Here is a 25,496-nt window from a genome sequence, read left to right on the forward strand (position 1 = left end):
GGCGACAATCCCCTGGTCAGGGAAAACGCACCGCCCCAGGAGTACGTGCATGACGCTCCACCCGCCCCAGCAGCCCATGACCGGCCACGAGGCCACCGTCCTGGGCCGGGACGACGAGATCGAGCGGATCCTGCGGTGCGTGGCACGCGAGCCCGGCACCCCTCAGACCCTGCTGCTCCTCGGCGGAGAGGGAACCGGGCGGACGACCGTGCTCCGGCACGTCCGGAAAAGGGCCGCCGCCGACGGCGTACTGGTGCTGTCCGCACAGGGCTGGGCCGAGGACCCGGGGCACGCGCACGTCTGTCTGCGCCAGTTGCTGACACCGCAGGTGCGGGGCGAGCTCACCGCCCTGCCCGCCGCGCAGCAACGCGCCCTGACGGTGCTACCGGGAGCGGACGACGGGGACAGGGCGGAGCTGCACGCGGCGGTCACGGCGCTGCTGGACCGGCTCGCCGCGGCCCGCCCGGTGCTGGTGTGCGTGGACGACGCCGACCAGTGCGACCGCGCCTTCCTGGAGGCGCTGCTCACCGCGGCCCGGCTGCTGCCCGGCCGCCCGCTGACGGTGCTGCTCGCCGCACGCCACGAGGCGGACCTGCCCGGCTCGCCGCCCGGCTCCGAGACCCTGCGACTGGGCCCGCTGGGCGACGCCCCGGCCGCCGCGCTCCTCGACCGGCAGCCGACAGCGCCCACGGGCCGCCGCCGGCTGGAGATCCTGGCCGAGGCCGAGGGCAATCCGCTGGCCCTCGTGGAACTGAGCCGCGGTGTGCCGGGGCCCACCGGAGCGACGCGGCACCCGCTCACGGAGCACGTCTTCGGCGTACGACTCGACGCGCTCCCCGCACGGACACGCCGGGCCCTGCTGTACGCGGCGGCCGCCGGGCCCGGTGAGACCGCCGGCGCCGTCATGGCCGCCCTGGGCACCGGAGACCTGGCGGTGTGGGCGCCGGCGGAGGCCGCCGCTCTGGTCGCCCTGGTCGAGGACCGGCTCGACTTCCGGCATCCGCTGGCGAGGTCGGCCGCGTATCTGAGGCGTCCGGCCAAAGAGCGGCAGCAGGCACACCGTGACCTCGCCAAGATCGCCGTACTGCCTGAGGCCAGGGCCCGTCACCTGGCCGCCACCACCGTGGGACCCAACGCGTTCGTCGCCGCGCTCCTGGGGGACTCCGCCTGGCGGCGCGGGGACGCCGTGGCGGCCACCACCGCCCTGGAGCAGGCGGCGCGGCTCAGCCCCCAACAGCCGGTACGGGCGCGGCGGCTGGCCGAGGCGCTGACGGCGGCGCACATGGTGGGCGATCCCGGCTGGGTACGGGAGCTGCACGGACGGCTCCTCCAGGAGTCCGCCGACCCGGAACACGTCTGTGCCGCGGCAGGTGCCCTGGCCTCCGTCCTCTCCCAGGAGTCCGCCCAGCGCGAGGCCTTCGAGGTACTGGCCGACGCTGCGGAACACTTTCCGGTGATCGACCGCACCCACGCGCTCGCACTCGCGGGGCTGGCGGCGGCCATCGCCGACCAGTCCGGGCTGCCGGAGCACACGGCGGCGCTGTCCACCCTGCTCGACCGCGCCCGGCGGGCCCACGGGTCCGGGCGGTGGCACCCCGCCGCGGCCGGGCCGCTGGTCCGCCTGGACACCCCGCACACGCGGCGGGCACTGGAGGCGCTGGTCACCGCGGTGGCCCGGCCGGAGTCCGCCACCGGCTCCCACTCCGGCCTCGGCCGACCGGAGGGCGCGCCGCACACCGCTCTTCCCACCGGCTCGTACGCCTCGCCCACCGGCTCGTACGCCTCGCCCGGCGGCTCGTACGCCTCGCCCGGCGGCTCGTACGCCTCGCCCGGCGGCTCGTACGCCTCGCCCGGCGGCTCGGACGCCGCCCAGCCCACCGGCCCGCGCACCCCGCCTGACGCCCCGGACACCTCACCCGCCACCCCGGACGCCCCGGCCGCCCGCGTGGTCCTCGCCGTGGTGGCCCGGCACGCGGACGAGGCGGACGTGGACCTGGGGCAGTCGCGTACGGCCGACGACCGGTTGCGGTCCGCCCGGGCCTTCGGGCTGCGCGGCTGGTCGGTCCTCCCGCTCGTCGACACCCTCCTGGCCATCGGGCGGTTCCCGGAGGCCGAAACCGTCATCCAGGACGCCCTGGCCGAGGCCGAGGTGCTGCGCCTGCCCCGCCTCCAGGCCGATCTGGAGGCACAGGCACTCACCGTCCAGGCGCTGCGCGGAACTCTCACGGAGGCGCCCCGGCTCACCCCCGCCGTCTGGCGTGCCGTCTGCCTGGACGAGAACCGGGCCACCCACGCCCGACTGCTGCGCGCCCGCGGACTCGCCGCCCTCGCACTCGGGGACGTGGAGGGCTCCTGGCGGCAGCTGCGTGAACTGTTCACCGCCGACGGAACGCCGCTGCACCCCCACCTGTCCGCGCGGAGCATCGCCGAACTCGCGGTTGCCGCCCAGCGCACCGGCCGGTCCGCCGAGGTACTGCCGATCCTGGAGCGGGTCCGCGCGGAACAGGGGGAGCGGCCGAGCACCAGGATGACGCTGCTCCTTCACCACGCCGCCGCCATGGTCGGCCCGGACGACGAGGCCGATGAGCACTTCCAGCTCGCCCTCGTCAACCACGCGGCCGGCCGGTGGCCGTGGGAGCGCGGCCAGGTCCGCTTCGACTACGCCATCCGGCTGCGCCGTCGGCGCCGGACCCTGGAGGCGCGCCGCCAGCTGACCACGGTCCTGGAGACCGCCGAACGCCTCGGCGCCGGCGCCCTCGCGGCAGCCGCGCGGATCGAGCTGCGCGCCAGCGGCGCCGCGCCCGACCCCAAGAGCCCGGGACCGCTGGAGGAACTGACGGCACAGCAGCGGCAGATCGTCCAGTTCGCCGCGAGCGGTCTGTCGAACCGGGAGATCGGTGAGCGGCTGTTCCTCTCACCGCGCACCGTAGGCTCGCATCTGTACAACGTGTATCCCAAGCTCGGCGTCAGCAGCCGGCACCAGCTCCGTGACCTGGTACAGGATCGGTGAGAGCGGCGCCAGAACGGTCGGAGGAGAGCCCATGAGACCCGGAGAACCGGGTAGGGCCGTGGTCCTGGACCACATGGTGCAGCGCCTGATCACCGCCTCCGCCGCCCCGCCCTCCCTCGACGACCTCGGCCCGGACACGGCACGGCGGGCCCTGCGGGAGGCCCAGCCCGCCCGGTTCGAGGACTTCGACGTGGACGCGGTCTTCCGCGTGGCACCGGTCGGCCCGTCCGGACTGCTCGGCTTCTGGACCGTCCGCCCGGCCGGGGTGTCCGGCCCGCTGCCTGCCCTCCTGTATCTGCACGGCGGCCGGTGGGCGCTCGGCGACGCACAGACCCACGCCCGTCTCATCAGCGAACTCGTCACCGGTACGGGGATGTGCGCCGTCGTCCCGGAGTACAGCCGCGCCCCCGAGGTCCGCTACCCGGTGGCCCTGGAGGAGTGCTACTCCCTGTTGACCTGGGCGGTCTCGCAGGCCGACGAACTCGCGCTGGATCCCGACCGGCTGGCGGTGGCGGGTGACTGCGCCGGGGCCACGCTCGCCGCTGCCGTGACCATGCTGGCGAAGAACCGGAACGGTCCGCGGATCGTTGCGCAACTTCTCTACTACCCGCTCACCGACGGCGACTGCGACAGCGCCTCACAACGGCAGTTCGCCACCGGCTACCTCCTCACACGCCAGGCGCTGCGCGCCTACTGGGCGCGGTACGTCGCCGACCCCGCCCGGCGGGCCGAACCCACCGCGGCACCACTGCGGGCGCGCCCGGAGGAGCTGGCGGGGCTGCCACCCGCCCTGGTCGTCACCGCCGAGGCCGACGTCGCCCGCGACGAGGGAGAGCAGTACGCGCGCCGGCTGTCCGAGGCCGGGGTCGAGGCGGAGTCCCTGCGGTTCCTCGGGACGATCCACGACTTCGTGGCGCTGCACGCCCTGGCCGACAGCGAGCCCACCCGGGCGGCGATCCGGACCGGATGTGCCTTCCTGCGTGCCCGTTCGAGCAGCTGAACAGCGAGAACAGTGCGAACAGCGAGAACAGCGAGAACAGCGAGAACAGCGAGAACAGTGCGCACCGCGCGACGGCCGCAGAGCAGCCGGTCGCAGAGCAGTCGGCCGACTGATGCGTCGACCGGCACCGCCGCGACATGCTGGCGGTATGCCAACCGCGATCGACTCCCACGAGGAGAGACGCCTGCGCCCGGCCGTACCGGCGAGTGGGCGCGGCACCGTGCTGACCACCCGCTCGGTCGCGCCGAGCGAGAGCCTGGACTACTGGCACGACGTCGTGCTCGACACCCTGGTGGGGATGGACATCACCACCGAGGGCCGCACCTACGACGCCGCCATGCGGACGGACCGTCTGGGAAACCTGCAGATCACCACGGTGGAGTGCGACCCCGGCCAGGTCCACCGGACGCCGCGTGCCATCGCACACGGCGACGGACGCCAGGTCTTCGTGGCCGTTCAGGGCGCCGGCCGGGCCCAGGTCGAACAGGACGGCCGCACCACCGAACTGCGCACCGGCGACATCGGGTTCTTCGAGACCGTCCGCCCCTTCCGGACCGTCTACCCGGAGCGCTTCCGGATGAAGATCTTCGCGGTCCCGCGCGCGCTGCTGCAACTCCCCGACGCCGGCCTGCGGCAGCTCACCGGCCGCTCGATACGCCCGACCGGTGGGCTCCCCGCCCTGCTCGCGCCGACGCTGGACCGGCTGGCGGACACCTCCGCGTCGTACGCGGCGCCGACGGCCGACCGGCTGGCCGAGAGCGTCATCGACCTGATGGCGGCGACCGCGGCGGACCAGTTGGGGGCGGATCCCGCCGAACTGCCGGGCGCGGACGGCGTCCTGCTGCTGCGCATCCGTACGTACATCCGCTGGCACCTGTCGGACCCCGGACTGACCCCGGCCGTCATCGCCGAGGCGCACGGCATCTCGGTGCGCTGTCTGCACCGGCTGTTCGAGGCCGAGGACAGCACCGTGTGCCGGTGGATCCGCGAGCAGCGACTGGAGGAGTGCCGCAAGGAGCTCGCCGCCCGGCCGCCCGGCTCCGTCACCCTGGGCCAGGTCGCCCGGCGCTGGGGGTTCACCGGCCCGGCCGGACTCGCCAAGGCCTTCCGCAACTCCTTCGGACTGTCACCGACGGACTGGCGGGACCGGGTATGGGCGGGAGCGGCGTCGTGCTGACCGGCCACGCCCCCTGGGCGTCCTGCTCCACCCGGGACCTGGTGCCCGGCGACCGGCTCCCCTCCTGGCAGCGCGCCCTCTCGCGGACCTTCGTGGACGTCGAGGTCACCGTGGAGCAGGACCGTCCGTGGAACGGCGAACTGACCGCCGAGCGACTCGGCGTGCTCCAGATCGCCACCCAGGAGTTCGGCCCCGGAACCGTGCTGCGCGGGGCCCGCTCGGTGGCCGCCGACCCACGGACCCACCTCCTGGTCCGCCGCCAGCTGGAAGGCACCGCCCGACTGCTCCAGGACGGCCGCACCGCCGAACTCCACCCCGGCGACCTGGCCTTCCTCGACGCCCGGCGGCCCTTTCGGATCGTGCTCCCCGAGCGGCAGCGGGCGCGGATCCTCATGGTGCCCCGGGCCCTGCTGCGCCTGGAGGAACGGCAACTGCCCGCCCTCACGGCCACAGTGGTGGACGAGAGGGCGGAGGGCGCGGCCGGCCTGCTGCTGCCGCTGCTCGACGGACTCGTCGACGAGGTCGCCCGGGCCGGCCCCGCCCGGCGTGAGCAACTCGCCCGTACCGTTGTGGACATCCTGGCGACCGTGGCCCTCGAACAGTCCGGCCGACCGCCCGAACCGGCGGACCTGTGGGAACGGATCACGGAGTCCGTACGCGCCCGGCTGGGCGAACCTGGTCTCGGCCCCCAGACCATCGCCGACCGGCACGGCATCTCGCTGCGCTATCTCCACCAGCTCTTCCAGCGCCACGACACCACCGTGGGCGCCTGGGTACGCACCCGGCGACTGGAAGCGGCCCACGAGGAACTCGTCCACCCCGCGACGGCCCACCGTTCCGTGGCCGCGGTGGCCGCGCATTGGGGGTTCACCAGCCCTTCCCACTTCAGCCGGGCGTTCCGCGACATGTACGGGATGTCACCGGCGCAGTGGCGCAGGGCGGCGGGCACGGCCCGGGCGCACTGACCCCGCGTACGAGCTTTACGCTTTCCGGTCGACGGCCGGATCGAACCGACTGTCCGAACGGACTGTCTGAACGGACTGTCCGAACCGACGGCCCGGACCGACGGGCCGCACAACGATGGAGCGCACATGAGTGACGAGGCGATGGGTGACGACGTCTACCAGCCGGACGGTTCGGAGGTGCAGGACGACGCGGGTCTGCTGGACGCCTCGGACACCCTGGACTACCGGGCCGGCGAGGAGGCCCTGGACGAGGGCTACTCGCCGCCGGAGCGGCCCTGGGGCGTGGAGCACACGGGCGTGACGGCGGCGGAGGCGTTGCGCGGGGAGACCCTGGACGAGCGTCTGGCTGAAGAAGTACCGGACATCGGTGTGCCGGAGGGCGACGACCTCGGCGACAGCCCCGACACGGACGGCGAACTCCTCGACGAGGAGGTCGGCGACACCCGCGCCGGCCGGCTCCTCGCGCCGGACGAGGGGACGCACGAGGTCACCGAGTCCGACCTGTTCGCCTCCGACCGCGGCCTGGACGGCGCCGGGGCCTCGGCGGAGGAGGCCGCGATGCACGTGATCCCCGAGGCCGACGGCTTCTGACCTTCCCGCCTTCGGGGATCAGGGCCTTTCGTGGATCAGGGGCCCTCAGGCATTAGGCCCCTCGGGCGTCAGGGCCCCTCGGGCATCAGGGCCGTATCGGCGGTCCGCCCGAGGTGTCGAAGGCGTGTGTCACCTCGGGCGTGCTGCCCGGGGTGAGCAACGCCCGGGCCTCCTCCTCGAAGCGGCGGTCGGTGGCCGTCAGCCGGACGTGGTGCTGGTCCAGGTGCTCGGCCCAGGAGGAGACCAGGTAGTTCTCGACGAAGCGCTCCGGGGCGTGGCCGTCCTGGTAGAGACCCCAGGACAGGGCTCCGGTACGGCGCCGGGAACGGGCCACCCGGTGCATCCGCTCCGTGAACTCGCCCCAGTGCTCCGCCGGGACCCGGTACACGACGGAGACCAGGACCGGGCCCACCGGGCCGTCGGACTCCTCCGGCGCGAACACCAGGGGAGGGGCCGGCCAGTGGTCGGACGGCGTGGGGTTGATGCCTTCGGCGTCCCGCAGCGGCCACCGCCGTACGGTGGCCGCGCTCAGCAGCATCACGGCGCCGGCGATCAGCAGACAGGCGCTCAGCCCGAGCCAGTCGGCCACCGTGCCCCACAGGGGTGCGGCCAGTGCCTGTCCGCCCTGGAAGACCAGGAGGTAGACGGAGAGGCCGCGGGCCCTGACCCAGCCGGGGAGCCGGGTCTGCACGGCCGCGTTGAGCGTCGACAGGACGGCGATCCAGGCGAGGCCCGCGGGCAGCAGGGCGAGCGCCACCACCCACGGGGTGTGGACCGTGGCCAGCACCGCGAGCACTCCGGCGAACATCAGGGCGCCGGCCGTGAGGGTGCCGTTGGCGCCCAGCACGCGATGGGCGCGGGGCAGCAGGAAGGCTCCGCCCACCGCACCGACGCCCACCGCCGCGAGGAGCAGTCCGTAACCGCCTGAGCCGAGGCCGAGGGAGCGGCTCGCGGTCAGCGGCAGCAGGGCCCACAGGGCGGCGCCGCCGGGGATGAACAGCAGCGTGCGCAGCAGGACCCGGCGGACGCCGGGCGCGTTCCAGACGTAGCGGCGGCCCGCGTGCAGGGCGGCCAGCAGCCCTTCGTTCGTGGCGGGCGGCGCGCTCGCCGCGGCGGGGCGCCGCCACAGCAGCAGGACGGCCGCGATGCCCAGATAGGACGCGGCGTTGAAGGCGAAGACCCAGCCGGCGCCCGCCGCGGCGACCACCGCCCCGCCGAGCGCAGGGCCGACGGCACGGGCCAGGTTCATGTTCACCGCGCCGAGCGCCGCCGCCTGACCGAGCCGCTTCCGCTCCACCAGTTCGGGCTGGATCGCCTGCCAGGCCGGGCCCATCAGCGCGGTGCCGCAGCCCAGCAGGAACGTCAGGAGCAGCAGGACCGTCGGCGTCAGGGCGTCCAGGAACGCGAGTACGGCCAGCGCCCCGGACACCGCCAGCATCGCGAACTGGGCGGTCACCAGCACCACACGCCGGTCGAACCGGTCGGCGATCACCCCGGAGGGCAGCGCCAGCAGGACGACGGGCAGGCTGGCGGCCGTCTGCACCAGCGTCATCAGCGCGGCACTGTCCCCGACGAGGAGCCACTGGGCGCCGACCGTCTGCATCCAGGTGCCGATGTTGGAGACCAGTTGGGCGATCCACAGCGCCCGGAAGACACGTGCCGCGAGCGGCGCCCAGGGGGAGTCGGTGGTGGCGCTCTTCATGATGCTCCCGAGTGGGTCCGGGCGGGGCCGTCGCCCGCCGAGCCGTCACGGTAGGTCCGGCCCCGGCCGCGGTGTGTCCCGTGCGCGCACTGACATCGGCCCCGCAGCGCACCGGCCCGCAGCGCACCGACTCGGCAGCGCATCGACTCGGCAGCGCACCGATCCCGTGATGCGCTGACTCCGCGATGCGCCACGGCCGTACGCGCGTACCGAGGCCGTACGTGGGCTGCTGGGACGACCGCAGCGCACCGCGGGCGTACGTGCGCTGCGGGGCCGGTGCCAGTGCGCTCGGGGACAACTGTCCGGCGCGCCGGACTCCTACGGTGGGCCTCAAGGGCGCCGGACCGACCGGGGTGCCCCGCTCAGTCCCAGGAGATGCACATGTCCGAAGCCTTCACGCCCGTCGAGCCGGTGCTCGAACCCGCCGCCCAGGCCTTCGCCGAGGCCACGGCCAATCCGCCCTACCTCTTCGACCTGGCCCCCGCGGACGGCCGCAAAGCCGTCGACGAGGTGCAGTCCGGTGAGATCGCCAAGCCGGCGGTCGACGAGGAGTGGATCACGGTCTCGGGCGGCCCCACGGGCACGGTCCGCGCACGCATCGTGAAGCCCGCCGGTGCCACGGGCCCCCTCCCGGTGATCATCTACATCCACGGCGCCGGCTGGGTCTTCGGCAACGCCCACACCCACGACCGCCTGGTGCGCGAACTGGCCGTCGGTGTCAACGCCGCGGTCGTCTTCCCCGAGTACGACCTCTCGCCCGAGGCGCGCTACCCGGTCGCCATCGAGCAGAACTGGACCGTGGCGCGCTGGGTCGTGGAGCAGGGCGCGAGCAAGGACCTCGACGCCACCCGGATCGCGGTGACCGGTGACTCCGTCGGCGGCAACATGGCCGCCGCCCTCACCCTGATGGCGAAGGAGCGCGGCGGCGTCCCGTTGCTCCAGCAGGTGCTGTTCTACCCGGTGACCGACGCGAGCTTCGACACCAACTCCTACCACCAGTTCGCCACCGGCTACTTCCTGCGCCGTGACGGCATGCAGTGGTTCTGGGACCAGTACACGACCGACGAGGCCGAGCGCGCCCAGATCACCGCCTCGCCGCTGCGCGCCACCACCGAGCAGCTCACGGGTCTGCCCCCGGCCCTGGTCATCACCGGCGAGGCCGACGTCCTGCGCGACGAGGGCGAGGCCTACGCCAACAAGCTGCGCGAGGCCGGTGTCCCGGTCACCGCGGTCCGCTTCCAGGGCATCATCCACGACTTCGTGATGCTGAACGCCCTGCGTGAGACCCACGCCGCCGAGGCCGCCATCTCCCTGGCCGTACGCACGCTGCACACGGCCCTGTACGCGGGCTGAGCCGGGCGCGGCCACCTAAGGGCCGCAAGAGACACGGACAGGGACCTCGGCGTCGACCCGCGCCGGGTCCTGTCAGACCTCACACAACGGACTAGGAACTCCCATGACTGACTCCACGCCCACCGTCGTCCTGGTGCACGGTGCCTTCGCCGACGCGGCCAGCTTCGCCCGGGTCGTCCCCGAGCTGCTGGCCGACGGCCTGAAGGTGCTCGTCCCGGCCGTGCCCAACCGCAGCCTGACCGGCGACGCCGCCTACATCGCCTCGGTCGTCCGCGCCATACCCGGCCCCGTCGTCCTGGTGGGGCACTCCTACGGCGGTGCCGTCATCACCGTCGCGGGCGTCGAGGACAATGTGAAGGCCCTGGTCTTCCTGGCCGGTTACGCCCTGGAGGAGGGCGAGAGCCTCGGCGAGCTGCAGGGTCGCTTCCCCGACTCGGACCTTGCCTCGGCCCTGGTGTACACGCCGTTCCCGGTCGAGGGTTCGGACGAGCCCGGCACCGATGTGACCGTCGAGATCGACAAGTTCCCCGCCATCTTCGCCGCCGACGTGGACCCGGACCTGGCCAAGGTGCTCGCCGTCTCCCAGCGTCCGCTGGCCGGCGCGGCCTTCGCCGAGGCGGCCCCCGTCGCCGCTTGGAAGACCAAGCCGTCCTGGGGCCTGGTGTCCTCCTCGGACCACACCATCAACCCCGACGTCGAGCGCTTCGGCTATGAGCGCGCCGGCATGACCACGACGGAGGTCGACTCGTCGCACCTGGTCATGCTCGCGCACCCCAAGAAGGTCGCGGATCTCATCCGTGAAGCGGTCCGGAGCGTCTCCGCCTGACGGGGTTTGGACCGGTCTCGTACGGGCCTCTGACCGGGCCCCTCCGTGACACGTGAGAGGGCGTTGGCTCCGGGCGAGAAAGATAGATCCCCCGGAGCCAACGCCCTCTCCCGTGATGCACCGAAAACGCGTCGGCAGGCCGCCGTCGAACTGCGACGATGCCGCTGATTCCCAGCGGAGGATACTTGTTCGTTTTCGTGTGTGCGGGATGCGGTGCCGGTCTGACCACCCCGCTGTCCCAGGTCGCTCTGCCGGTTCACGCCCATCAGACGTACGGGAACGGGCTGCGACTCCCGGTGCTCATGGAGTCGGGGACGTTCGCCGTGGAACCGCGGCCCTGGGGGCCGCCGTGGCGGACGTGGGAAGAGATCGACCCCGACGAGGCGGCGGCCCGCGGCATCTACGCGCCGGTCCACGCCCTGTCCGACGGCCACACGCGTGAGATGGGTCTCCAGCCCGATCCCGAGTTGCTCTACCTCTCGGCGATGTTCCATGACACGGGCCTGCTGCTCCCGTTCTCGGACACGCAGCAGCGATTCGAACTGGACGGCGCCGACCACGCACGGGAGTTCCTGCGCGACCGCGGGTTCTCCCGGAGTGCCACCGAGGCGGTCTGGACGGCGATCGCCCTGCACACGACACCGGGGCTTCCCGACCGGATGGGCCCCGAGACGGCTGCCACCCACTACGGCGTACTGACCGACGCGGTCGGCTGGGGTCTGGACAGACTGGCAGGCGACCAGGTGGATGAGATCACCGCCGCTCATCCGCGTGGCGAGTTCAAGAAGGAGTTCCTGCGGGCATTCGTCGACGCCCTCAAGGACCGCCCGGACACCACGTACGGAACCGTCAACGCGGACGTCCTGGAACACTTCGTTCCAGGATTCCGCCGTACGTCCATGGTCGAACGCGTCATGGACGCGCCCTGGCCCCGGTGACCGGAAGCCGGACTCAGATCGACGCGACCCGCCGCGCCGCCTGTCTCCGAACTGACGGCGCGGCAGGGCCTGTTCGCCCCGCCCAAGCACGGCTCGTCGCCGGGCAGAGCGGGGCGGTTTCGACCTGGCGCGGACGCGACGGCCGGCTGAACTGTGGCCGCGGAGTCAGTTGTTGTTGACGTCGCGTTCGAAGTCTTCGGAACACTGATCGCGTTCGGACTGGTTGTCCGCGTGCTGGACGCAGTCGTTGTAGTCCTTGAACGAGTCCGAGGTGAGGAACGAGACGCCGATCGCGACGATGACGGCGGACGCGATGACCGCGAGGGCGCTCAGGACCGCGCCGACGATGGCCATGCCTCGATGCGGGGCCCGTCCGCCGCGGGCGCGCCGGGCGGCAACGATTCCGAGTACCAGCCCCACCAGGCCCAGGACGATGCCCCCGAACACCGTCCAGAAGAACACGCAGGCCGCGATGCCGAGCACCAGTGCCGCGATCGCCAGACCGTTACTGGTCCTCGCCCCGGGATCCTGGTGGTGTCCGGGATAGGAGTGGGCAGGTTGACCGTAGTGAGCCATCCGCGGGCCTCGCTTTCCGTTGACCGTGACCAGTACATGTCGTGGGTATGCTCAGCCGCCTTCCCCGTGATGTGCCTCACATGCCGAATGCCGTCGTACGCTGGCCGTAGGCAGACTGTCGAGCTGCTGCCCGACGCGACGACCGAGCGGACCGTACGCGAGGTGTGGCGCCGCCTGTCGGAGGCCGGTCTGCCCAGCCAGGCCGCTCACCGGCACCCGACGAACCGCCCTCACCTCACCCTCGCCACGGCCGACACGCTCGTGCCCGAGGTGCGCGTCCAGCTCAAGCACGTACTCGAGGGTCTGCCCGTCCCCCTGCACCTCGACGGAACGGTACGGTTCACCGGCCGGACGTCTGTCCTGGCCTGGGCCGTCCGGGCCGACGCAGCCTTGCTGCACCTGCACGAAGCGGTATGGCGCGCCCTGCGCGACGCCCCGGCCTGTGGACGGCTGAACCCGATCCATGCCCCCGAGCGCTGGCAGCCGCACGTCACCCTCGCGCGCGGGCGCGCAGTCGCCTGCCCCGGCACCGGGCTGTTCTCGGCGCCGCCCGACGGACCGGCCGACGTCCTGGCGCGCCAATGGGTGAGCGCCCGTACGTACGACTCCACTGTCCGCTCCGCCACCCCGCTGGGGCAGTGACCTCGGCCCTGACCGCCGCTCCGCGGCTACGGGAGGCGCGTGCTGCGCCACACGCCCGGCGCCTGACGGAGGCACTCACGGCATGCAGAGCACTCGGAGCGCTCAGAGCGCGAAGATGCGGGCGATGAAGAAGCCCGCGACGATCACCGCGCCTATGACGATCAGCCAGACCCAGACGCCGGGGTGTTCCCACATCCCTCCGTCCGAGCGTTCCTCGTGTGCCTCGGCGATCGAGCCCTCGGCCGGGGGCGTCTCCTCTGGGGGTACGCGCGGATCTGTCATGACTTCAGGCTCACGCAGGTCACACGTGCGCGCATCCGCAGATCCTTGCGGTGTCTTGCGCAGAGCGCGGTGGAGGAGTGCGCGGACGTCCGTACCGGCGTCCTGAGAAGGCGCTCTCAGGGGCTCGTCTCGCCGCGTACCAGGGGCAGGCACACGGGCTGGATGCCCTGGGGGAGGTCATCGGGGCGGCACCAGCGGGCTTCCAGGATCTCGAAGGGGTCGAGACGCAGGGCACCGCCGATGAGACGCGCTTCGTAGGCCACTTCCATGCGCGTACGGAAGCCGCTGTTCAGCATGACCAGGCGGCCCACTTCCACATCGAGACCGGTCTCCTCTTTCACCTCGCGGACCACGGTGTGCCGGAAGTCCTCACCCTTGTGCGCGAAACCGCTCGGCAGACCCCATTGCCGGTTCGGCGGCCACATACGGTGCCGGAGCAGCAGGACCCGTCCCTCGTCGTCGCGCACGACACCGATCACGCCGACCACGAACTTGGCGTTGAGGGACCACACGATGCGGTTCTGAACGGGGCGCAGGAGCCGCCAGAGGCGGGCAATCAGTCGTCGCACGGGGCCTCTGACGGTCGGAAACAGACGGGACGTCACCGTTGGGAACGGTACAGCCCCGGCTCCGTCCCCGAAGCGGCGCGTTCCCATCGCGGGCGGCGCATCCCCGACGGGCGGACTCGGCGTCTCAGGTCGACCGGCCCCGCCAGCGCGCGATGGAGTTCCGGACCATGAACGTCCGCCGCTGGGACCGGATCGTCGCCGCCTGAACGTCTCGCGACGGGCAGGTGGGCGAACGGCCAACCAGGCGGCCACGCCGGGGGAGGCGTACTCGGTACCGACATCGCGCCCGGCGCCGTACCGCCGCGGCAGGTGGACCCACCGCGTTCAGGGCTGGCCCAGGCCGGTAGCGCCGAGACTGCCCGGCTGTCGGCACCACTCAGCCGAGAAAGATCCGTACCTTCCCGCGCGTGCGAGCGGTTGAGACCCCTCGCCGCAGCTCGATGACGAGCGTCATCACACCCCCCTTCGCCCTTCAGGTCATCGATGGTATCGATCTGCGGCCAGCCGGTCGGCCGGGGCCCGAGGAGGTACGGCTCGACGTCGTGCTCCGCGCCCCTCGGTCATCACCATTGCCGACGGCAACACTCCTCGCTATGTTAATCGAGAATCACATCCCTGCTACAAGGCGAAGCACGCTCAGCGCATGCAACTGGGGGCTACCGGAGCCGGACTCGGCGGCATCCCCTCGACGGGAAGCAGGTAAGTCAATGGAGAATCTCAGTAGAAGAAGGGCGTTGTCCCTCGGTGTCGCCCTCGGCCTGGTGGGTGTGGCGAACCCCGCCGGGGCGTTGACGTCGACGGGTTCGACCGGCTCGGCGGCGGGCGCCGCCGCGGGGGCCGATCCGGCGTGGATCTGGGACGAGGCGACGGACCCTCTGATGGTGTCGATGCTGGAGAACGGCCACGTGCCGACGATCAACACCAAGTGGGCGGCATGGGTGAACAACAACGACCCGCTGCCCGACGGCCTCCCGGACGCGTTCGCCGCGCACCTGCGGCAGGTCAACCGGCTGCCTTCCTGGGCGGACCGCGCCAAGCTGGCCCGCGCCGCCGACTTCAACCGGCGCAGGGACACGTACCTGTTCATGCTGTACGGCCTCGGCAGCGGCATCATGAGTACCGTGATCCCGCGCGAGGCCAAGAGCGTGTACTGGTCCGCGGGCGGCGCCGACATGCAGGACCGTGCGGCCAAGACGTTCACCTTCGGCTACGACCTGTCCCAGCTGGGAGCCTTCGAGCCGACGGGGCAGTTCGTCGTCACCGCCAACAAGACGCGCGTGGTGCACGCCGCGGTACGTCATCTGCTGCCGCAGTCCCCGCACTGGAGGGCGGTCGCCGACGAGACGATTCCGATCAGTGCCGCCGACATCCTCGTCACCTTCCACAGCCTGGGCACCTTCGTGTACAGGAAGCTGCTCGACTGGAAGATCCCGTTCCCGGCCGCGGACCAGGAGGCGTTCCTGCATTCGTGGCAGGTCGCCATCCATCTGCTCGGTGTGCCGGACGAGCACATTCCGCAGACGTGGGCCGCCGCCGAGAAGCAGGCGGCGCAGGTGCTCACCCCGATCCTCACTCCCTCCACCGAAGGCATCGCGCTGGCCGAGGACCTGCTCGGCCTGACCGCGCAGATCGACCTCGGCGTCACCCGCGGGTTCCTGAACGAGTTCGTGCGCTATGTCCTGAACGACGAGGTGGGCGACTGGCTGGGACTGAAACGCGACTACGCGTCGGCCGCCCTGGTCCGCACCGCCTGGCCGGCGTTCATCCTGTTCCGCGAGGGCCTCTCACCCGTCATGCCGAACACCTTCTACGTCTTCGACCAGTTCGTGCGCGCCCTGGCCATGCTGTTCCTCAACAAGGGCTCCTCCGGGACCACCACCCCCATCACGATCCCCACCGGCAACAGAGCGGGCTGAGCCAGCCGTCGATGGGACCGGCGGCCGTTCAGAGCCCCAGCGCACCCAGCATCAGAGCGGTTACGGCCCCACGATGGTCGGGGCTGTCCCGCCACCGCAGTCTGCGTCCCGCCTCGACCACCACTCCGAACCCGGCGTGTACCAGCACCCGGGCCTGGCGCGGGTCCAACTCGGGACGGGCCCGCCGCAGTTCCTGTTCCCAGACGGCGATGTGGTCCCGCTGCGCGAGGACCACGGGCTGTCGCAGTCCGTCGGGCAGGCCGGCGAGTTCGGCCTCGGCGACGCTGTTCAGTTCGGTGTACTCGAAGCTGTAGGCCACGTAGGTCGCCGCCAGCGCGCCGACGGCCTCGTGCGGCCCCGTCACCTCGTGCAGATTGCGCTCCACGCCCTGGGCCAGCAGCCCGGCCGCCTGAAGGCATGCGGCCGCCAGGATGTCGATCTTTCCGGGGTAGTGGCGGTAGAGCGCGGACGGGGTCAGTCCGACCGCCTCGGCGATCTGTCCGTTCGTGACGCTGGTGAAGCCGTGCCGCGCGAACAGGGGGATGGCGGCCGCCAGGATCTCCGCGCGTCGCGTGCGCGGCACCGGCCGGGCGGGCAGATCGACGCGGTGCGCGCCGGGTGGGCCCGAGGTCGGATCGCTCGCCGCCACGCCCGACGCGGACGCCAACAGCAGTTCCTCGGCCCTGCGTTGGGCGATGGACGTGTGGTGCATCGTGATGGAGCCGATCGCGCCGAGGGCCGCCATGGCCCGCAGCCGCTCGTCGGCCAGCGGGTGTGCGCGCTGTACCGCGTCATCGACCCGCCCGACGAGGTGGCCGAACTTCACCGCGAGACGGTGGCGGTCCTCGCGGCTGAGGTACCGGGCCTCCCAGCGGTACACGCCGCCCGACGCGCGATGAGCGACGGTGATGCGGGTGATGGGGGTCAGCACGTCCGGCAGGGCCGCCCCGGGCGGCACCTCGTCGAGCGCGGCGACCAGTCCGTCCACCATGACGTCGGCGCACTCGGCGAACAGCGCGTACTTGTTGGGGAAGTGGCGGTACAGGGCGGCGGCGGAGATGCCCACACCGGCCGCGACCTGCTCCATGGACGCCGAATGGTAGCCGCGCTCACTGAAGACCCGCCCGGCCGCCTCGACGATGAGCTGTCTGCGATTGCGGGGCCGAGCGGCCGCGGTGCGGTCGGCGGTCTCGGCCGAACGGGCGGACGGGGAGGCGGAGGCCATGCGAATCAGTCAATCACACGGCGTCAGAAGGCGGGCTCCCTCGGCGCCGCCCGCGCTGCCCCCAGACGTCCGGGCTGCCCTCCCCGCTCGCACAGCCCTCACCTGGTGACAGGCATGCCGGGAGCAGTCCCTGTCAGGCGTGTCAGGCGAAGGTGAGCACCGGCTTGACCACACCGCCGTCGCCCATGGCGGCCACGGCCGCGCCGATGTCCTCGAAGGGGAACGTGGTGACCAGCCGGTCGACCGGGAAGAGGCCACGTTCGTAGAGGCGTACCAGTTCGGGTATGAAGCGGGCGGGGTCGGAGTCACCCTCGATCACTCCGTGCACCCGGACCCCCTTGGCGAGCAGGCCCATGACGTCGAACGTCACCTCTCCGCCGAGGCCGAGCAGGACGAGGTCGCCGCGCGGGCGCAGCGCGCCGACGGCCCGGCGGGCCATCTGCGGACGGCCGGTGGTCTCGATGACGTGGTGCGCGCCGCCGCCGGTGAGGTCCCGGAGCGCCGCCACGAGTCCGTCCTCGGGTGCCAGCGCCGCCCTCGCGCCGAGTGCGATGGCCAGGTCGCGGCGGGAGGCGACCGGGTCGACGGCCACCACCGGGTCGCAGCCCACGGCAACCGCCGCCATCAGCGCGCTGAGACCGACCGCGCCAGCGCCCAGGACGACCAGGGACGAGCCCGGCTCGGGCCGCAACCGGTTGAGGACGGTCCCCGCGCCCGTCTGGCCACTGCAGCCGAGCGGCGCGGCGACCGCGTCCGGCAGGGCGTCCGGCACCCTGATCACACCGCGTTCGTGGACGACGGCGTACGTGGCGAAGCTGGACTGGCCGAAGAAGCCGCCGTACAGCGGTGTGCCGTCGAGGGAGAGCGGGGTGGTGCCGTCCGCGCGTCCTCCGGAGAGGTTACGAGCCTGGGCGGCGCGGCAGTAGGCCGGGTGGTCCGCCGCGCACTGGTCGCAGGTGCCGCAGCTGGCGAACGTGAGACAGACCCGGTCCCCGGGCGCGAGGCCGGTCACCTCCGTGCCCACCGCCTCGATCCGGCCCGTGCCCTCATGGCCGAAGACCATCGGCGTGAGCCGAGGCGGCCAGTTGTCCCGCATCCCCAGATCGGTGTGGCAGACGCCGACCGCGGTCATCCTGACCAGCACCTCGTGCGCCCGTGGGTCCTCAAGGTCCGCGGCGTGGACGGTGAACGGGGCGCCCGGCGCCCCGGTGACCGCGGCGCGGACGCGTCTCACGCGCCTTCTCCGGCACGCGCGCCGGCGCCCCCGCCCGCCGTCACCGGGACCCGCTCCAGGAAGAAGTAGTAGAAGGGGCCCTCGTCGGGGACCCCCTTGGCATGCATGATCCCCATCAGCGTGGTGTCGTCCACCTGTTTGAAGTGGTCGAGGACCGGCTGCCCGTCGTAGACCATGGTGGCCGTCGTCTCGCCGCGGAACTCGACGGTCCAGAGGCTGGCCTCGCCTTTGCCGAGTTCGCGGTTGGAGTACAGCCGGCCGGCCGCGTCCCGGCACATCAGCGGCTTGACGTCGTGCACGGAGTTGAACGTCTTGCCGTACCAACCGGCCTTCTCCAGCTCGCCGTTGAGGGGATGACCCGTGTCGAACTCGCCGCCCTTCCACTCGCCGAGTATGTCCTCGGGGCGGACTGTGGCCAACGCCGCCCAGATCGCGTCGAGTTCAGGGGCGCCGACCGGGCCGTCCTTCTCCCGGAGCTCCTGGAACCTGGCGCGGGCCTCGAACACGTCCATGCGGCTTGCCTCTCGTCGGTGCTGACACAGGAACCGTCTGCTTAGCGGTCGATCAGGAAAACTCGGCATCAGGCGCCAGTCATGACGTCACCGCCACGACTAGGACGCGCAAAATCCAGTATTACAGGGGAAGTTGCTCGACCACACCCGTACGTCGGAGTTCTTAGCGAACGCTCAGTACGTCTCAAATGTAGACATGCCGACAGACGGCATACCGTAGAAGGGGTGCAAGCGCAGGCGCCGCGCCGCGCGGAGGAGGGAGCCTGATCATGAGCGAGCAGAAATGGGACCGGATCCCCTGGGGCGACGTGGGCGTGCTGGACGGGGCGATCGGTGGGTCACCGCGGTTCTCCGGGACCGAGGGCGGGACGCGCCTGCGGGTGGAGTACCGGGTGACGGGCGAGGGCGTCACGTAGCTGAACTACGCGCCGACCGGCCAGGAGGGGGAGGAGGAGGTCGGCGTGGACGAGCCGCGCCTGCCGTGGAGCATGGAAGTCGTCATGCGCGGGCCGATCGCGATACCCGTGCTCGGCGTCACCCTCGGAGAGGACGGCGGACCGGCCGAGTTGGTGGTGCTCGTGCGGGAGCGAGGGGGCGGGGGAGAGGCGCGCGACGTGCCGAGGCGCGAAGTGGAAGCCAAGGGTCAGGCGTCAACTGGCCATTAGCCCCTGATGACTTGGTAAAAACCAGGCCTTAGGTCATGTACACGTCCACACCGAAGAGTGCAGAGTCTGCGTGTCCGTTGCATCGGAATGCGCGCGAAGGGATGACTCATGGCACTCTCCCGTTCGGCACGTCTGGGCGCGTTGGCCACGGCCGCCGCCTCCTTCTGCCTGATCGCCGCCGCGCCCGCGCCCCACCCGGGCGCCGACGGCGTGGGCGACCCGTACTTTCCACAGCTCGGCAACGGCGGATTCGACGTACGCCACTACGGCCTCGACGTGGCGTACAACCCCGACACCGACCGCCTCGACGGCCGTACCACGATCACCGCGCGCGCCACCCAGAACCTCTCCTCCTTCAACCTCGACCTCCAGAAGCTGGAGGTGACGAAGATCGAGGTGAACAGCAGACGGGCGCGGTTCACGCGCGAGGGCGACGAGATCCGCATCAGCCCGCGCGACAGCCTGCGCAAGAACAAGACGTTCACGGTGACCGTCACCTACGGCGGCGTACCCGAGCCGCTGAGCGGCCCCATCGTCTTCGGCTCCGACTACGGCTGGATGAAGACCACCGACGGCGTCTTCGTCGCGTGCGAGCCCAACGCCGCGTCGACATGGTTCCCCTCCAGTGACCACCCGGGGGACAAGGCCACCTTCGACATCCGTATCAAGGCCCCCAAGGGCCTGACGGCGGTTTCCAACGGCCGTCTGGTCGGCACGTACGACAAGGGCGGCCAGACCGTCGCGCACTGGCGCGAGAGCAAGCCCATGGCGACGTATCTCGCGACCGCCACCATCGGCAAGTTCGACGTGCGGCAGGGCACGACGCCGGGGGGCATCCCGATCTACGTCGCCATCGACCCCGTCCTGGAGAACAGCAACAACGTCGACGTGTACGGCCTCACGGCCGAGGCCACCGACTACTGGTCGAAGATCTTCGGCCCTTACCCCTTCGAGGAGACCGGCGCGATCGTCGACGACATGCCGCAGGCCGGCTTCTCCCTGGAGACCCAGACCAAGCCGGTCTACTCCGCCGTGCGCAGCGAGGGGACCATCGTCCACGAACTCGCCCACCAGTGGTTCGGTGACTCCGTCTCGGTCGAGAAGTGGAAGCACATCTGGCTCAACGAGGGCTTCGCGACCTACTCCCAGTGGCTGTGGACCGAACACAGGGGCACCCAGTCCGCCCATGACGCCTTCCTCGCGGGCTACAACGCACGCCCCGCCGACTCGGCCTTCTGGCAGACGGTCGTCGGCGACCCGCAGCGCGACACGATGTTCGCCTCCGCCGTCTACCAGCGCGGCGCGATGACGCTCCAGGTCCTGCGTGAGCGCATCGGTGACAAGGCGTTCTTCAAGCTGCTCCCGGCGTGGACCAAGCAGAACCGGTACGGCAACGCGAGCACCGACGACTTCATCCGCCTCGCCGAGAAGATCTCGGGCAAGCAACTCGACGTACTGTTCCAGACATGGCTGTTCACACAGGGCAAGCCCGCGCTGTAGGGGGTGTCTGGGGAGTCCCGTTCAGAACAAGCGAGGTCGTGGCTTTCGGCTGGTGCTGCCGCACGGCAACTGTCTACCTCTAGAACCTGTCCGATGGGTCGGGTGAGCCGGGTCAGGGCGACCAGGTGGCGGTCGTCCTGGCCGAGGTAGACGGTTGTTGTGGGACGTCCGGGCCTATGACGAGCAGCCGCGGTGTCAGCGGTCGACGTCTTGTTGTTGGCGTTTTTCGGCCTGGTCGTGGGGGTTCGAACGGCCCCATGCTGGCAGGTACATGCCGTAGGGGGGCGTCGTGATGGCCATGGGTTCTGTGAGGCGTTTGCGAGTCGTCGGTCGTGCCGTTGTCGTGCTGGCGCTGTTCTTCGGGTGGGCCACTGCTGTTGGGGCGTCCGCTCACGCCGATGAGCGGGTGGAGCGGCAGGCTGCCGTCGTCGTGCGTGGTGGTGACACGCTCTACAGCACGAGCAGCCGCTGCACGGTGGGCTTCAACGCCCGTTCCGGTGCCACGCTGTACGCGTTCCTTTCGGGTCGGTGCGCTCAAGGCGCCTCTACCTGGTACGCCGATGCCGCCCTGACGGTCAACGTCGGTGTGACTGTGGGAGTGAGCTTCCCGGGCAATGACTACGCGACTGTCCGGTACACGAACACGACGGTTTCCTACCCGGGTGAGGTCTCGCTGGGCGTCGGGGCCGGTACTCGTGACATCACCGGCGCCGCGAATCCCGTGGTCGGGCAGTCGATCTGCCATGTCGGGCGGGTCGGCGGATACCGCTGTGGGAGCGTCCAGGCGGTGAACGTCACCGTCAACTACGGCGGGGGAGTGGTGTCCGGGCTGTTCAGGTCCACCATCTGCTCCGAGCCGGGAGACACCGGAGGTCCGGCCTTCTCGGGCGGCACGGCGCTCGGCGTCATCGTCGGCGGCAGCGGGAACTGCAGCACAGGAGGAGTCACCTACTACCAGCCTGTGGTCGAGTGGCTGTCGGCGTTCGGCCTGAGCATCTATTGAGGCCGCTGTCAGGGGCGAGTTCTCGCCGGAGGCCAGGGTGTCCATCTCACGCACACGACCGGAGGGCGAGCTCCCACATGTGGCTGGAATATGCCATGGTCATGGAGTCCGATGAGATAGTCGCCCTGGAGGGCGTCGCCGGACCTCTGGCGGCCTCGTAGAGCGCCGCACGGCCGGAGAGCTCACGGCGCTCTCGCAGGCGGCCCCGTTTCTCCTCCCCGCCGGGCGGGGCCGCCTCAGTTCGACCAGAGCGCCGATCCAGTGACCTCCAACCAGCCAGGGAGCAAGGCCAGATGCAGGTACTGGTGGGCGCGCGGAGGTCTAAAGCCCCAGTACCTCGCCGTACTTGATGGCGCCGTAGGGCAGCGCGAAGCCGTAGGGAGTCAGTGACTTGCCCAGCGGGTAGGTCTCCTCAGCGCTGCTGGGCGCGAACCAGACGCCACCGGACCTCGGCTCACCGGCGTTCTCCCCGGGTGCGCTCACCGCGGTGTCCCACAGTCCGTCGCGGTTGTAGTCGCCGACGGCCAACTGGGCGCCGAAACGGTCGCCGGCCTCGGCGGTGCCGGGCATGTTCGGGGTGCTCTGGCTGCGGGCCAGCCCTCCGTAGAGGCCGTCCTCCGTGCCGTTCATGGTGACGTATCCGCCCGCGTCCTTCACGGTGCCCACGTCCTCGCCGGGCACACCGACCACCAGTTCCGGACGGCTGTCGTCGTTCAGATCACCGACCGCCAGCGCGGCGCCGAAGTCGTCACCCTCCTCGGAGGCACCGCCGACCTCCGGGTTCGACTGCGTGATGCACTCGTACTCGGCGCCGAAGTTCGCGCTCTTCGAACCCTTGAGCAGGAGCACCGCACCACCGAGCCGGTTCTCACAATGCGTGCTCTCCGACTCGGGGTTGGGCTGCACGAGGCCGACCGCGAGGTCGTCCGTGCCGTCCCGGTCGAAGTCGGCGGCGGCGAGCGCACTACCGCGGTCGGCGTCGGCGTACCACTGGGCCGGCACGGCCTGGTCGTCCCAGCGCGTGATGAAGGTGCTGGAGTCCTCCAGGCCCCGCCAGGTGGCGGCGAGGTCGTCGCGGCCGTCGCCGTCGAAGTCGCCGGTGGCCAGGGCGCGGGTGGCGCCGCCCATGCTGTAGCGGCGCAGGGTGGTGGTGCTCACCGGGTCGGCGGTGAGAGGGCCCGGGCGGAACCGGAGCGCGCCGTGCTCCTCGCCGTTCTCGCCGTACGCGAGGTCGGTGTCACCGTCGCCGTCGTAGTCGCCCGTGGCGATGGTGCGACCGATGCTGCTGTATTCGGACGTGCCCCTGGCCACGGTGGTGCCCTTGGGCTGCCACTGCAGGCCCTCCAGGACGGTGATGGTGCCTTCGTCCTTCAGTTGGTCGGAGGTGAGTGACTCGCCGCTCGCGCCGACGACGAGTTCGAAGACGCCGTCGCCGTTCACGTCGACCGGTGCCAGGGAGGAGCCGAAGCGGTCGCCCGCCTCGGGCGTGCCGGGTATGCCGGCCTCGGCCTGGCTGATGACGCCGGTGGACTGGTACGGGCTCTGCGCGCCGCCGTAGATCACGCTGATGTAACCGGCCTTGGCCTTGCCGTCCACCGTGGCGTCGGGCATGCCGACCGCGATGTCCGCGTATCCGTCACCGTTGAAGTCGAACCGCGGAGGCGTCGCGGCCGCGGCGCTTCCGGCGAGCGGCAGGGTCAGACCGGTGGCGGTGAGTGCCACCACGGCGGCGGTGGCGGCCAGGGTACGTACACGCACAGGGGAACTCCCGTAGTCAGAAAATCAAAAGGCGAAAGAAACAAGGGGGGCAGGGCTTACGGGGGCTGTGACTCATGAGGTGTACGAAGGGTTGTGCGTAGGTGTCCGTCTGGTGAACGTGACTTCCGTGAGGGTGCCGTGCAGCCCGCCAGGTCTGGGAGTCAGGTCAGCGGGGCGAGCGTGAAGTGCCGTACCTGGAGTGGTTCGACCAGGTACTCGTCCTCACCCGGCAGAACTACGGGTTGGTCCCGCCAGTGCTCACCGGCGTAGTCGACCAGGTCCTGCTCGCTGCGCCAACGACTCACGTACAGGAGCGAGTTGGGTGGCGCGAGCAGTACCTCGTGTTCCAGCAGACCTGGATAGCGGCCGGGGAAGTCGCGCACCGCGGAGACGATCATGTCGCGGAACGCTTCGAAACGTTCAGGACGTACGTGGGCCTCACTCACTCTGATGATCACGGCCATCAGGGTGGCACACGGGCGGCTGCGATGTCCTTTGTTCGCCGCCCCCCCCGGCACACGTTGCGCTTGTGTGCCGGTGGCTCCCGCGCCGTGCCGGCAGGTGTGCTCAGGACCGGCGGGTCTGCCCGGGACCGGCGGGTGCGCGCGGGGTCAGAACAGCCTGGCCTGGTCGAAGGACGGGACCGCCGGGCGCTTCTCCGCGCGCGGAGGGTCCGCGGCGGGAGTCTCGTCACCGAACAGCGGGGCCGTACCGCACTCGTCGGGTACGGCCAGGACGGCGGCCGGACCGGCGGGCGCGTCCGGTCGCAGTGGCGCATCCTGGTCGAAGTCGTCCGGGGTCATGCGCGTCCAGTCACGTCCGTGCTGCACACTCACTCGCCGCCTCCCGTCGCCGTTTCCATCAGATCCCCGCTGTACATCTTCCCCGGATCCAGGCTCAGCGATCATGGTGTGCATTTGTTCGTCTCCGGTCTCACGGCTCAGGCTCACGCCTCACGCCTCACGCCTCACGCCTCACGCCTCGAACGACGGGCGCGGGCAGCGCGCTGACGGTCACTGAGTCGCAGGGCTGTGCGGGCCCGCCCGGCGGATGACTGACGACGGGGAAATCCGGTCGACAGGCGAGCCCGCGACCCACTGTGATGGTCCGACCGCCCGCCGCACGGGGCGGACCGACTCCAGGAGCTGCACTTGGCAACCGAGAGCATCGCGGACACCCGTCCCGCTATTGATGCCGCGCTCGTCAGGCGCCTCGTGGATACGCAGTTCCCGCAGTGGGCCGGGCTGCCGCTGGAACTGCTCGACCCGGCCGGTTCGGACCATGTGATCTACCGGCTCGGCGAGGAACTGTCCGTCCGGCTGCCCCGCCATTCCGGGGCCATCGGGCAGGCGAGGAAGGAGTCCGAGTGGCTGCCCCGGCTCGCCCCGCGGCTGCCCCTGGCCGTCCCGGTACCGGTGGGGGTGGGGGAGCCCGGCTTCGGCTATCCCTGGCCGTGGGCGGTGTCCCGCTGGCTGGACGGCGAGGTGGCGACCGTCGAGGCACTGGCCGATTCGTCCGAGGCCGCCGTCGAACTGGCCGCGTTCCTGCTCGCCCTCCAGCGGTTCGAGCCCGAGGACATGTGCGCTCTGGCGGTCCGCGAGGATCTCACCGTCGGGCCGCTGGCCGCACGGGACCGGGCGACGCGCGCCGCCATCGCGGAGGTCGACGCTGCGTTCGACGGCGCGGCCATGACCGGGCTGTGGGACGCGGCGCTCAGCGCCCCCGCGTGGGATCGCCCTCCGGTCTGGTTCCACGGTGACTTCCACACCGGCAACCTGCTGACCGTCGACGGCCGCCTCAGCGCGGTCGTCGACTTCGGCGGACTCGGCATCGGCGACCCGGCCTGCGACCTGATGATCGCCTTCACCCTGATGTCGGCCGGGCCCCGGGCCGCCTTCCGCGCCGCGCTCGGAGTTGACGACGCCACCTGGCTCCGGGGCCGCGGCTGGGCGCTGGCCACGGGCCTGAACGCGTACACCTACTACGCTGCCGTCAATCCGCGAGTCGCCGCGCAGACCACCCGTCAGATCACCGAGGCCCTCATCGGCTAGG

General features: G+C 71.4%; 25 protein-coding genes and 1 pseudogene. 16 read left to right on the plus strand and 10 right to left on the minus strand.

The window, feature by feature from the left end:
• The first annotated feature begins 49 nt into the window (after window positions 1-49).
• From IE278_RS01930 to IE278_RS01950, 5 genes are all read left to right on the plus strand, one after another.
• A complete protein-coding gene (locus IE278_RS01930; protein ID WP_189768035.1) occupies window positions 50-3,010 on the plus strand; it encodes an AAA family ATPase in 2,961 nt (986 codons plus the stop codon).
• A gap of 31 nt (window positions 3,011-3,041) precedes the next feature.
• The gene (locus IE278_RS01935; RefSeq protein ID WP_189768037.1) at window positions 3,042-4,010 is read left to right on the plus strand and encodes an alpha/beta hydrolase; all 969 of its coding nucleotides are present in this window, start codon (window positions 3,042-3,044) and stop codon (window positions 4,008-4,010) included.
• A gap of 148 nt (window positions 4,011-4,158) precedes the next feature.
• The gene (locus IE278_RS01940; protein WP_189768039.1) at window positions 4,159-5,187 is read left to right on the plus strand and encodes an AraC-like ligand-binding domain-containing protein; all 1,029 of its coding nucleotides are present in this window, start codon (window positions 4,159-4,161) and stop codon (window positions 5,185-5,187) included.
• Window positions 5,181-6,152, plus strand: a complete 972-nt coding sequence (locus tag IE278_RS01945; RefSeq protein WP_246569708.1) for a helix-turn-helix domain-containing protein — start codon at window positions 5,181-5,183, stop codon at window positions 6,150-6,152. Before IE278_RS01940 ends, IE278_RS01945 begins: the two co-directional genes overlap by 7 nt.
• Before the next feature lie 126 nt (window positions 6,153-6,278).
• Window positions 6,279-6,743: a DUF5709 domain-containing protein gene (locus tag IE278_RS01950; protein WP_189768043.1), complete on the plus strand. Its 465-nt coding sequence runs from the start codon at window positions 6,279-6,281 to the stop codon at window positions 6,741-6,743.
• An 85-nt stretch (window positions 6,744-6,828) separates the two neighbouring features.
• On the opposite strand, the gene IE278_RS01955 is transcribed toward IE278_RS01950, so the two are convergent.
• Window positions 6,829-8,445, minus strand: coding sequence for an MFS transporter (locus tag IE278_RS01955; protein WP_189768045.1), 1,617 nt, complete (start codon window positions 8,443-8,445; stop codon window positions 6,829-6,831).
• 381 nt (window positions 8,446-8,826) lie between these two features.
• Here IE278_RS01955 and IE278_RS01960 point away from each other — a divergent pair, with 381 nt between their 5' ends.
• The 3 genes from IE278_RS01960 (at window position 8,827) to IE278_RS01970 (ending at window position 11,562) form a co-directional block, all read left to right on the plus strand.
• A complete protein-coding gene (locus tag IE278_RS01960) occupies window positions 8,827-9,798 on the plus strand; it encodes an alpha/beta hydrolase (RefSeq protein WP_189768047.1) in 972 nt (323 codons plus the stop codon).
• A 103-nt stretch (window positions 9,799-9,901) separates the two neighbouring features.
• Window positions 9,902-10,624 (plus strand): alpha/beta fold hydrolase, encoded by a 723-nt coding sequence (locus IE278_RS01965; protein ID WP_189768049.1) that lies wholly within the window; start codon window positions 9,902-9,904, stop codon window positions 10,622-10,624.
• A gap of 185 nt (window positions 10,625-10,809) precedes the next feature.
• Window positions 10,810-11,562, plus strand: a complete 753-nt coding sequence (locus tag IE278_RS01970) for an HD domain-containing protein (protein ID WP_373311863.1) — start codon at window positions 10,810-10,812, stop codon at window positions 11,560-11,562.
• Window positions 11,563-11,727: 165 nt separating this feature from the next.
• Here the strand turns inward: IE278_RS01970 and IE278_RS01975 are convergent, their stop codons facing one another.
• Window positions 11,728-12,138 (minus strand): DUF4190 domain-containing protein, encoded by a 411-nt coding sequence (locus IE278_RS01975; protein ID WP_189768051.1) that lies wholly within the window; start codon window positions 12,136-12,138, stop codon window positions 11,728-11,730.
• Window positions 12,139-12,225: 87 nt separating this feature from the next.
• On the opposite strand from IE278_RS01975, the gene IE278_RS01980 reads away from it, so the two are divergent.
• On the plus strand, window positions 12,226-12,780 hold the full coding sequence (locus tag IE278_RS01980) for a 2'-5' RNA ligase family protein (protein ID WP_189768053.1): 555 nt from the start codon (window positions 12,226-12,228) through the stop codon (window positions 12,778-12,780).
• Between the two features lie 102 nt (window positions 12,781-12,882).
• On the opposite strand, the gene IE278_RS01985 is transcribed toward IE278_RS01980, so the two are convergent.
• Both IE278_RS01985 and IE278_RS01990 read right to left on the minus strand, forming a co-directional pair.
• The gene (locus IE278_RS01985; RefSeq protein ID WP_189768055.1) at window positions 12,883-13,062 is read right to left on the minus strand and encodes a DUF6480 family protein; all 180 of its coding nucleotides are present in this window, start codon (window positions 13,060-13,062) and stop codon (window positions 12,883-12,885) included.
• A gap of 116 nt (window positions 13,063-13,178) precedes the next feature.
• Window positions 13,179-13,631, minus strand: coding sequence for an NUDIX hydrolase (locus tag IE278_RS01990; protein ID WP_246569710.1), 453 nt, complete (start codon window positions 13,629-13,631; stop codon window positions 13,179-13,181).
• 122 nt (window positions 13,632-13,753) lie between these two features.
• Here IE278_RS01990 and IE278_RS43145 point away from each other — a divergent pair.
• Window positions 13,754-13,834 (plus strand): annotated as a pseudogene (locus IE278_RS43145) (transcriptional regulator); the annotation flags it as partial.
• A 504-nt stretch (window positions 13,835-14,338) separates the two neighbouring features.
• The gene (locus IE278_RS01995) at window positions 14,339-15,547 is read left to right on the plus strand and encodes an oxygenase MpaB family protein (RefSeq protein ID WP_189768059.1); all 1,209 of its coding nucleotides are present in this window, start codon (window positions 14,339-14,341) and stop codon (window positions 15,545-15,547) included.
• Window positions 15,548-15,575: 28 nt separating this feature from the next.
• On the opposite strand, the gene IE278_RS02000 is transcribed toward IE278_RS01995, so the two are convergent.
• From IE278_RS02000 to IE278_RS02010, 3 genes are all read right to left on the minus strand, one after another.
• Window positions 15,576-16,772, minus strand: coding sequence for a TetR/AcrR family transcriptional regulator (locus IE278_RS02000; protein ID WP_189768061.1), 1,197 nt, complete (start codon window positions 16,770-16,772; stop codon window positions 15,576-15,578).
• Window positions 16,773-16,914: 142 nt separating this feature from the next.
• Window positions 16,915-18,006 carry an NAD(P)-dependent alcohol dehydrogenase gene (locus IE278_RS02005; RefSeq protein ID WP_189768063.1) on the minus strand — a complete coding sequence of 364 codons (1,092 nt, stop codon included), beginning with the start codon at window positions 18,004-18,006 and terminating at the stop codon, window positions 16,915-16,917.
• Window positions 18,003-18,518: a DUF4334 domain-containing protein gene (locus IE278_RS02010; protein WP_189768064.1), complete on the minus strand. Its 516-nt coding sequence runs from the start codon at window positions 18,516-18,518 to the stop codon at window positions 18,003-18,005. The genes IE278_RS02005 and IE278_RS02010 overlap by 4 nt, the downstream gene beginning before the upstream one ends.
• 269 nt (window positions 18,519-18,787) lie before the next feature.
• Here IE278_RS02010 and IE278_RS42055 point away from each other — a divergent pair, with 269 nt between their 5' ends.
• From IE278_RS42055 to IE278_RS02025, 4 genes are all read left to right on the plus strand, one after another.
• Entirely contained in the window at window positions 18,788-18,934 is a 147-nt protein-coding gene (locus IE278_RS42055; RefSeq protein WP_246569711.1) for a hypothetical protein, read from the plus strand.
• A gap of 45 nt (window positions 18,935-18,979) precedes the next feature.
• Window positions 18,980-19,183 carry a hypothetical protein gene (locus tag IE278_RS42060; RefSeq protein WP_246569712.1) on the plus strand — a complete coding sequence of 68 codons (204 nt, stop codon included), beginning with the start codon at window positions 18,980-18,982 and terminating at the stop codon, window positions 19,181-19,183.
• A 108-nt stretch (window positions 19,184-19,291) separates the two neighbouring features.
• A complete protein-coding gene (locus IE278_RS02020) occupies window positions 19,292-20,683 on the plus strand; it encodes a M1 family metallopeptidase (RefSeq protein WP_189768067.1) in 1,392 nt (463 codons plus the stop codon).
• Window positions 20,684-20,975: 292 nt separating this feature from the next.
• Window positions 20,976-21,686, plus strand: coding sequence for a S1 family peptidase (locus tag IE278_RS02025; RefSeq protein ID WP_189769011.1), 711 nt, complete (start codon window positions 20,976-20,978; stop codon window positions 21,684-21,686).
• A 321-nt stretch (window positions 21,687-22,007) separates the two neighbouring features.
• Here the strand turns inward: IE278_RS02025 and IE278_RS02030 are convergent, their stop codons facing one another.
• From IE278_RS02030 to IE278_RS02040, 3 genes are all read right to left on the minus strand, one after another.
• Window positions 22,008-23,444, minus strand: a complete 1,437-nt coding sequence (locus tag IE278_RS02030; protein ID WP_189768068.1) for an FG-GAP repeat protein — start codon at window positions 23,442-23,444, stop codon at window positions 22,008-22,010.
• A 161-nt stretch (window positions 23,445-23,605) separates the two neighbouring features.
• The gene (locus IE278_RS02035) at window positions 23,606-23,908 is read right to left on the minus strand and encodes an antibiotic biosynthesis monooxygenase (RefSeq protein WP_189768071.1); all 303 of its coding nucleotides are present in this window, start codon (window positions 23,906-23,908) and stop codon (window positions 23,606-23,608) included.
• Window positions 23,909-24,055: 147 nt separating this feature from the next.
• Window positions 24,056-24,280, minus strand: a complete 225-nt coding sequence (locus IE278_RS02040; protein WP_246569713.1) for a hypothetical protein — start codon at window positions 24,278-24,280, stop codon at window positions 24,056-24,058.
• 315 nt (window positions 24,281-24,595) lie between these two features.
• Between IE278_RS02040 and IE278_RS02045 the strand changes: the two genes are divergently transcribed.
• Window positions 24,596-25,495: an aminoglycoside phosphotransferase family protein gene (locus IE278_RS02045; RefSeq protein WP_189768073.1), complete on the plus strand. Its 900-nt coding sequence runs from the start codon at window positions 24,596-24,598 to the stop codon at window positions 25,493-25,495.
• Window position 25,496: the final 1 nt, after the last annotated feature.

The sequence above is a fragment of the Streptomyces tauricus genome (genome assembly GCF_014650955.1).
Classification (GTDB): domain Bacteria; phylum Actinomycetota; class Actinomycetes; order Streptomycetales; family Streptomycetaceae; genus Streptomyces; species Streptomyces tauricus.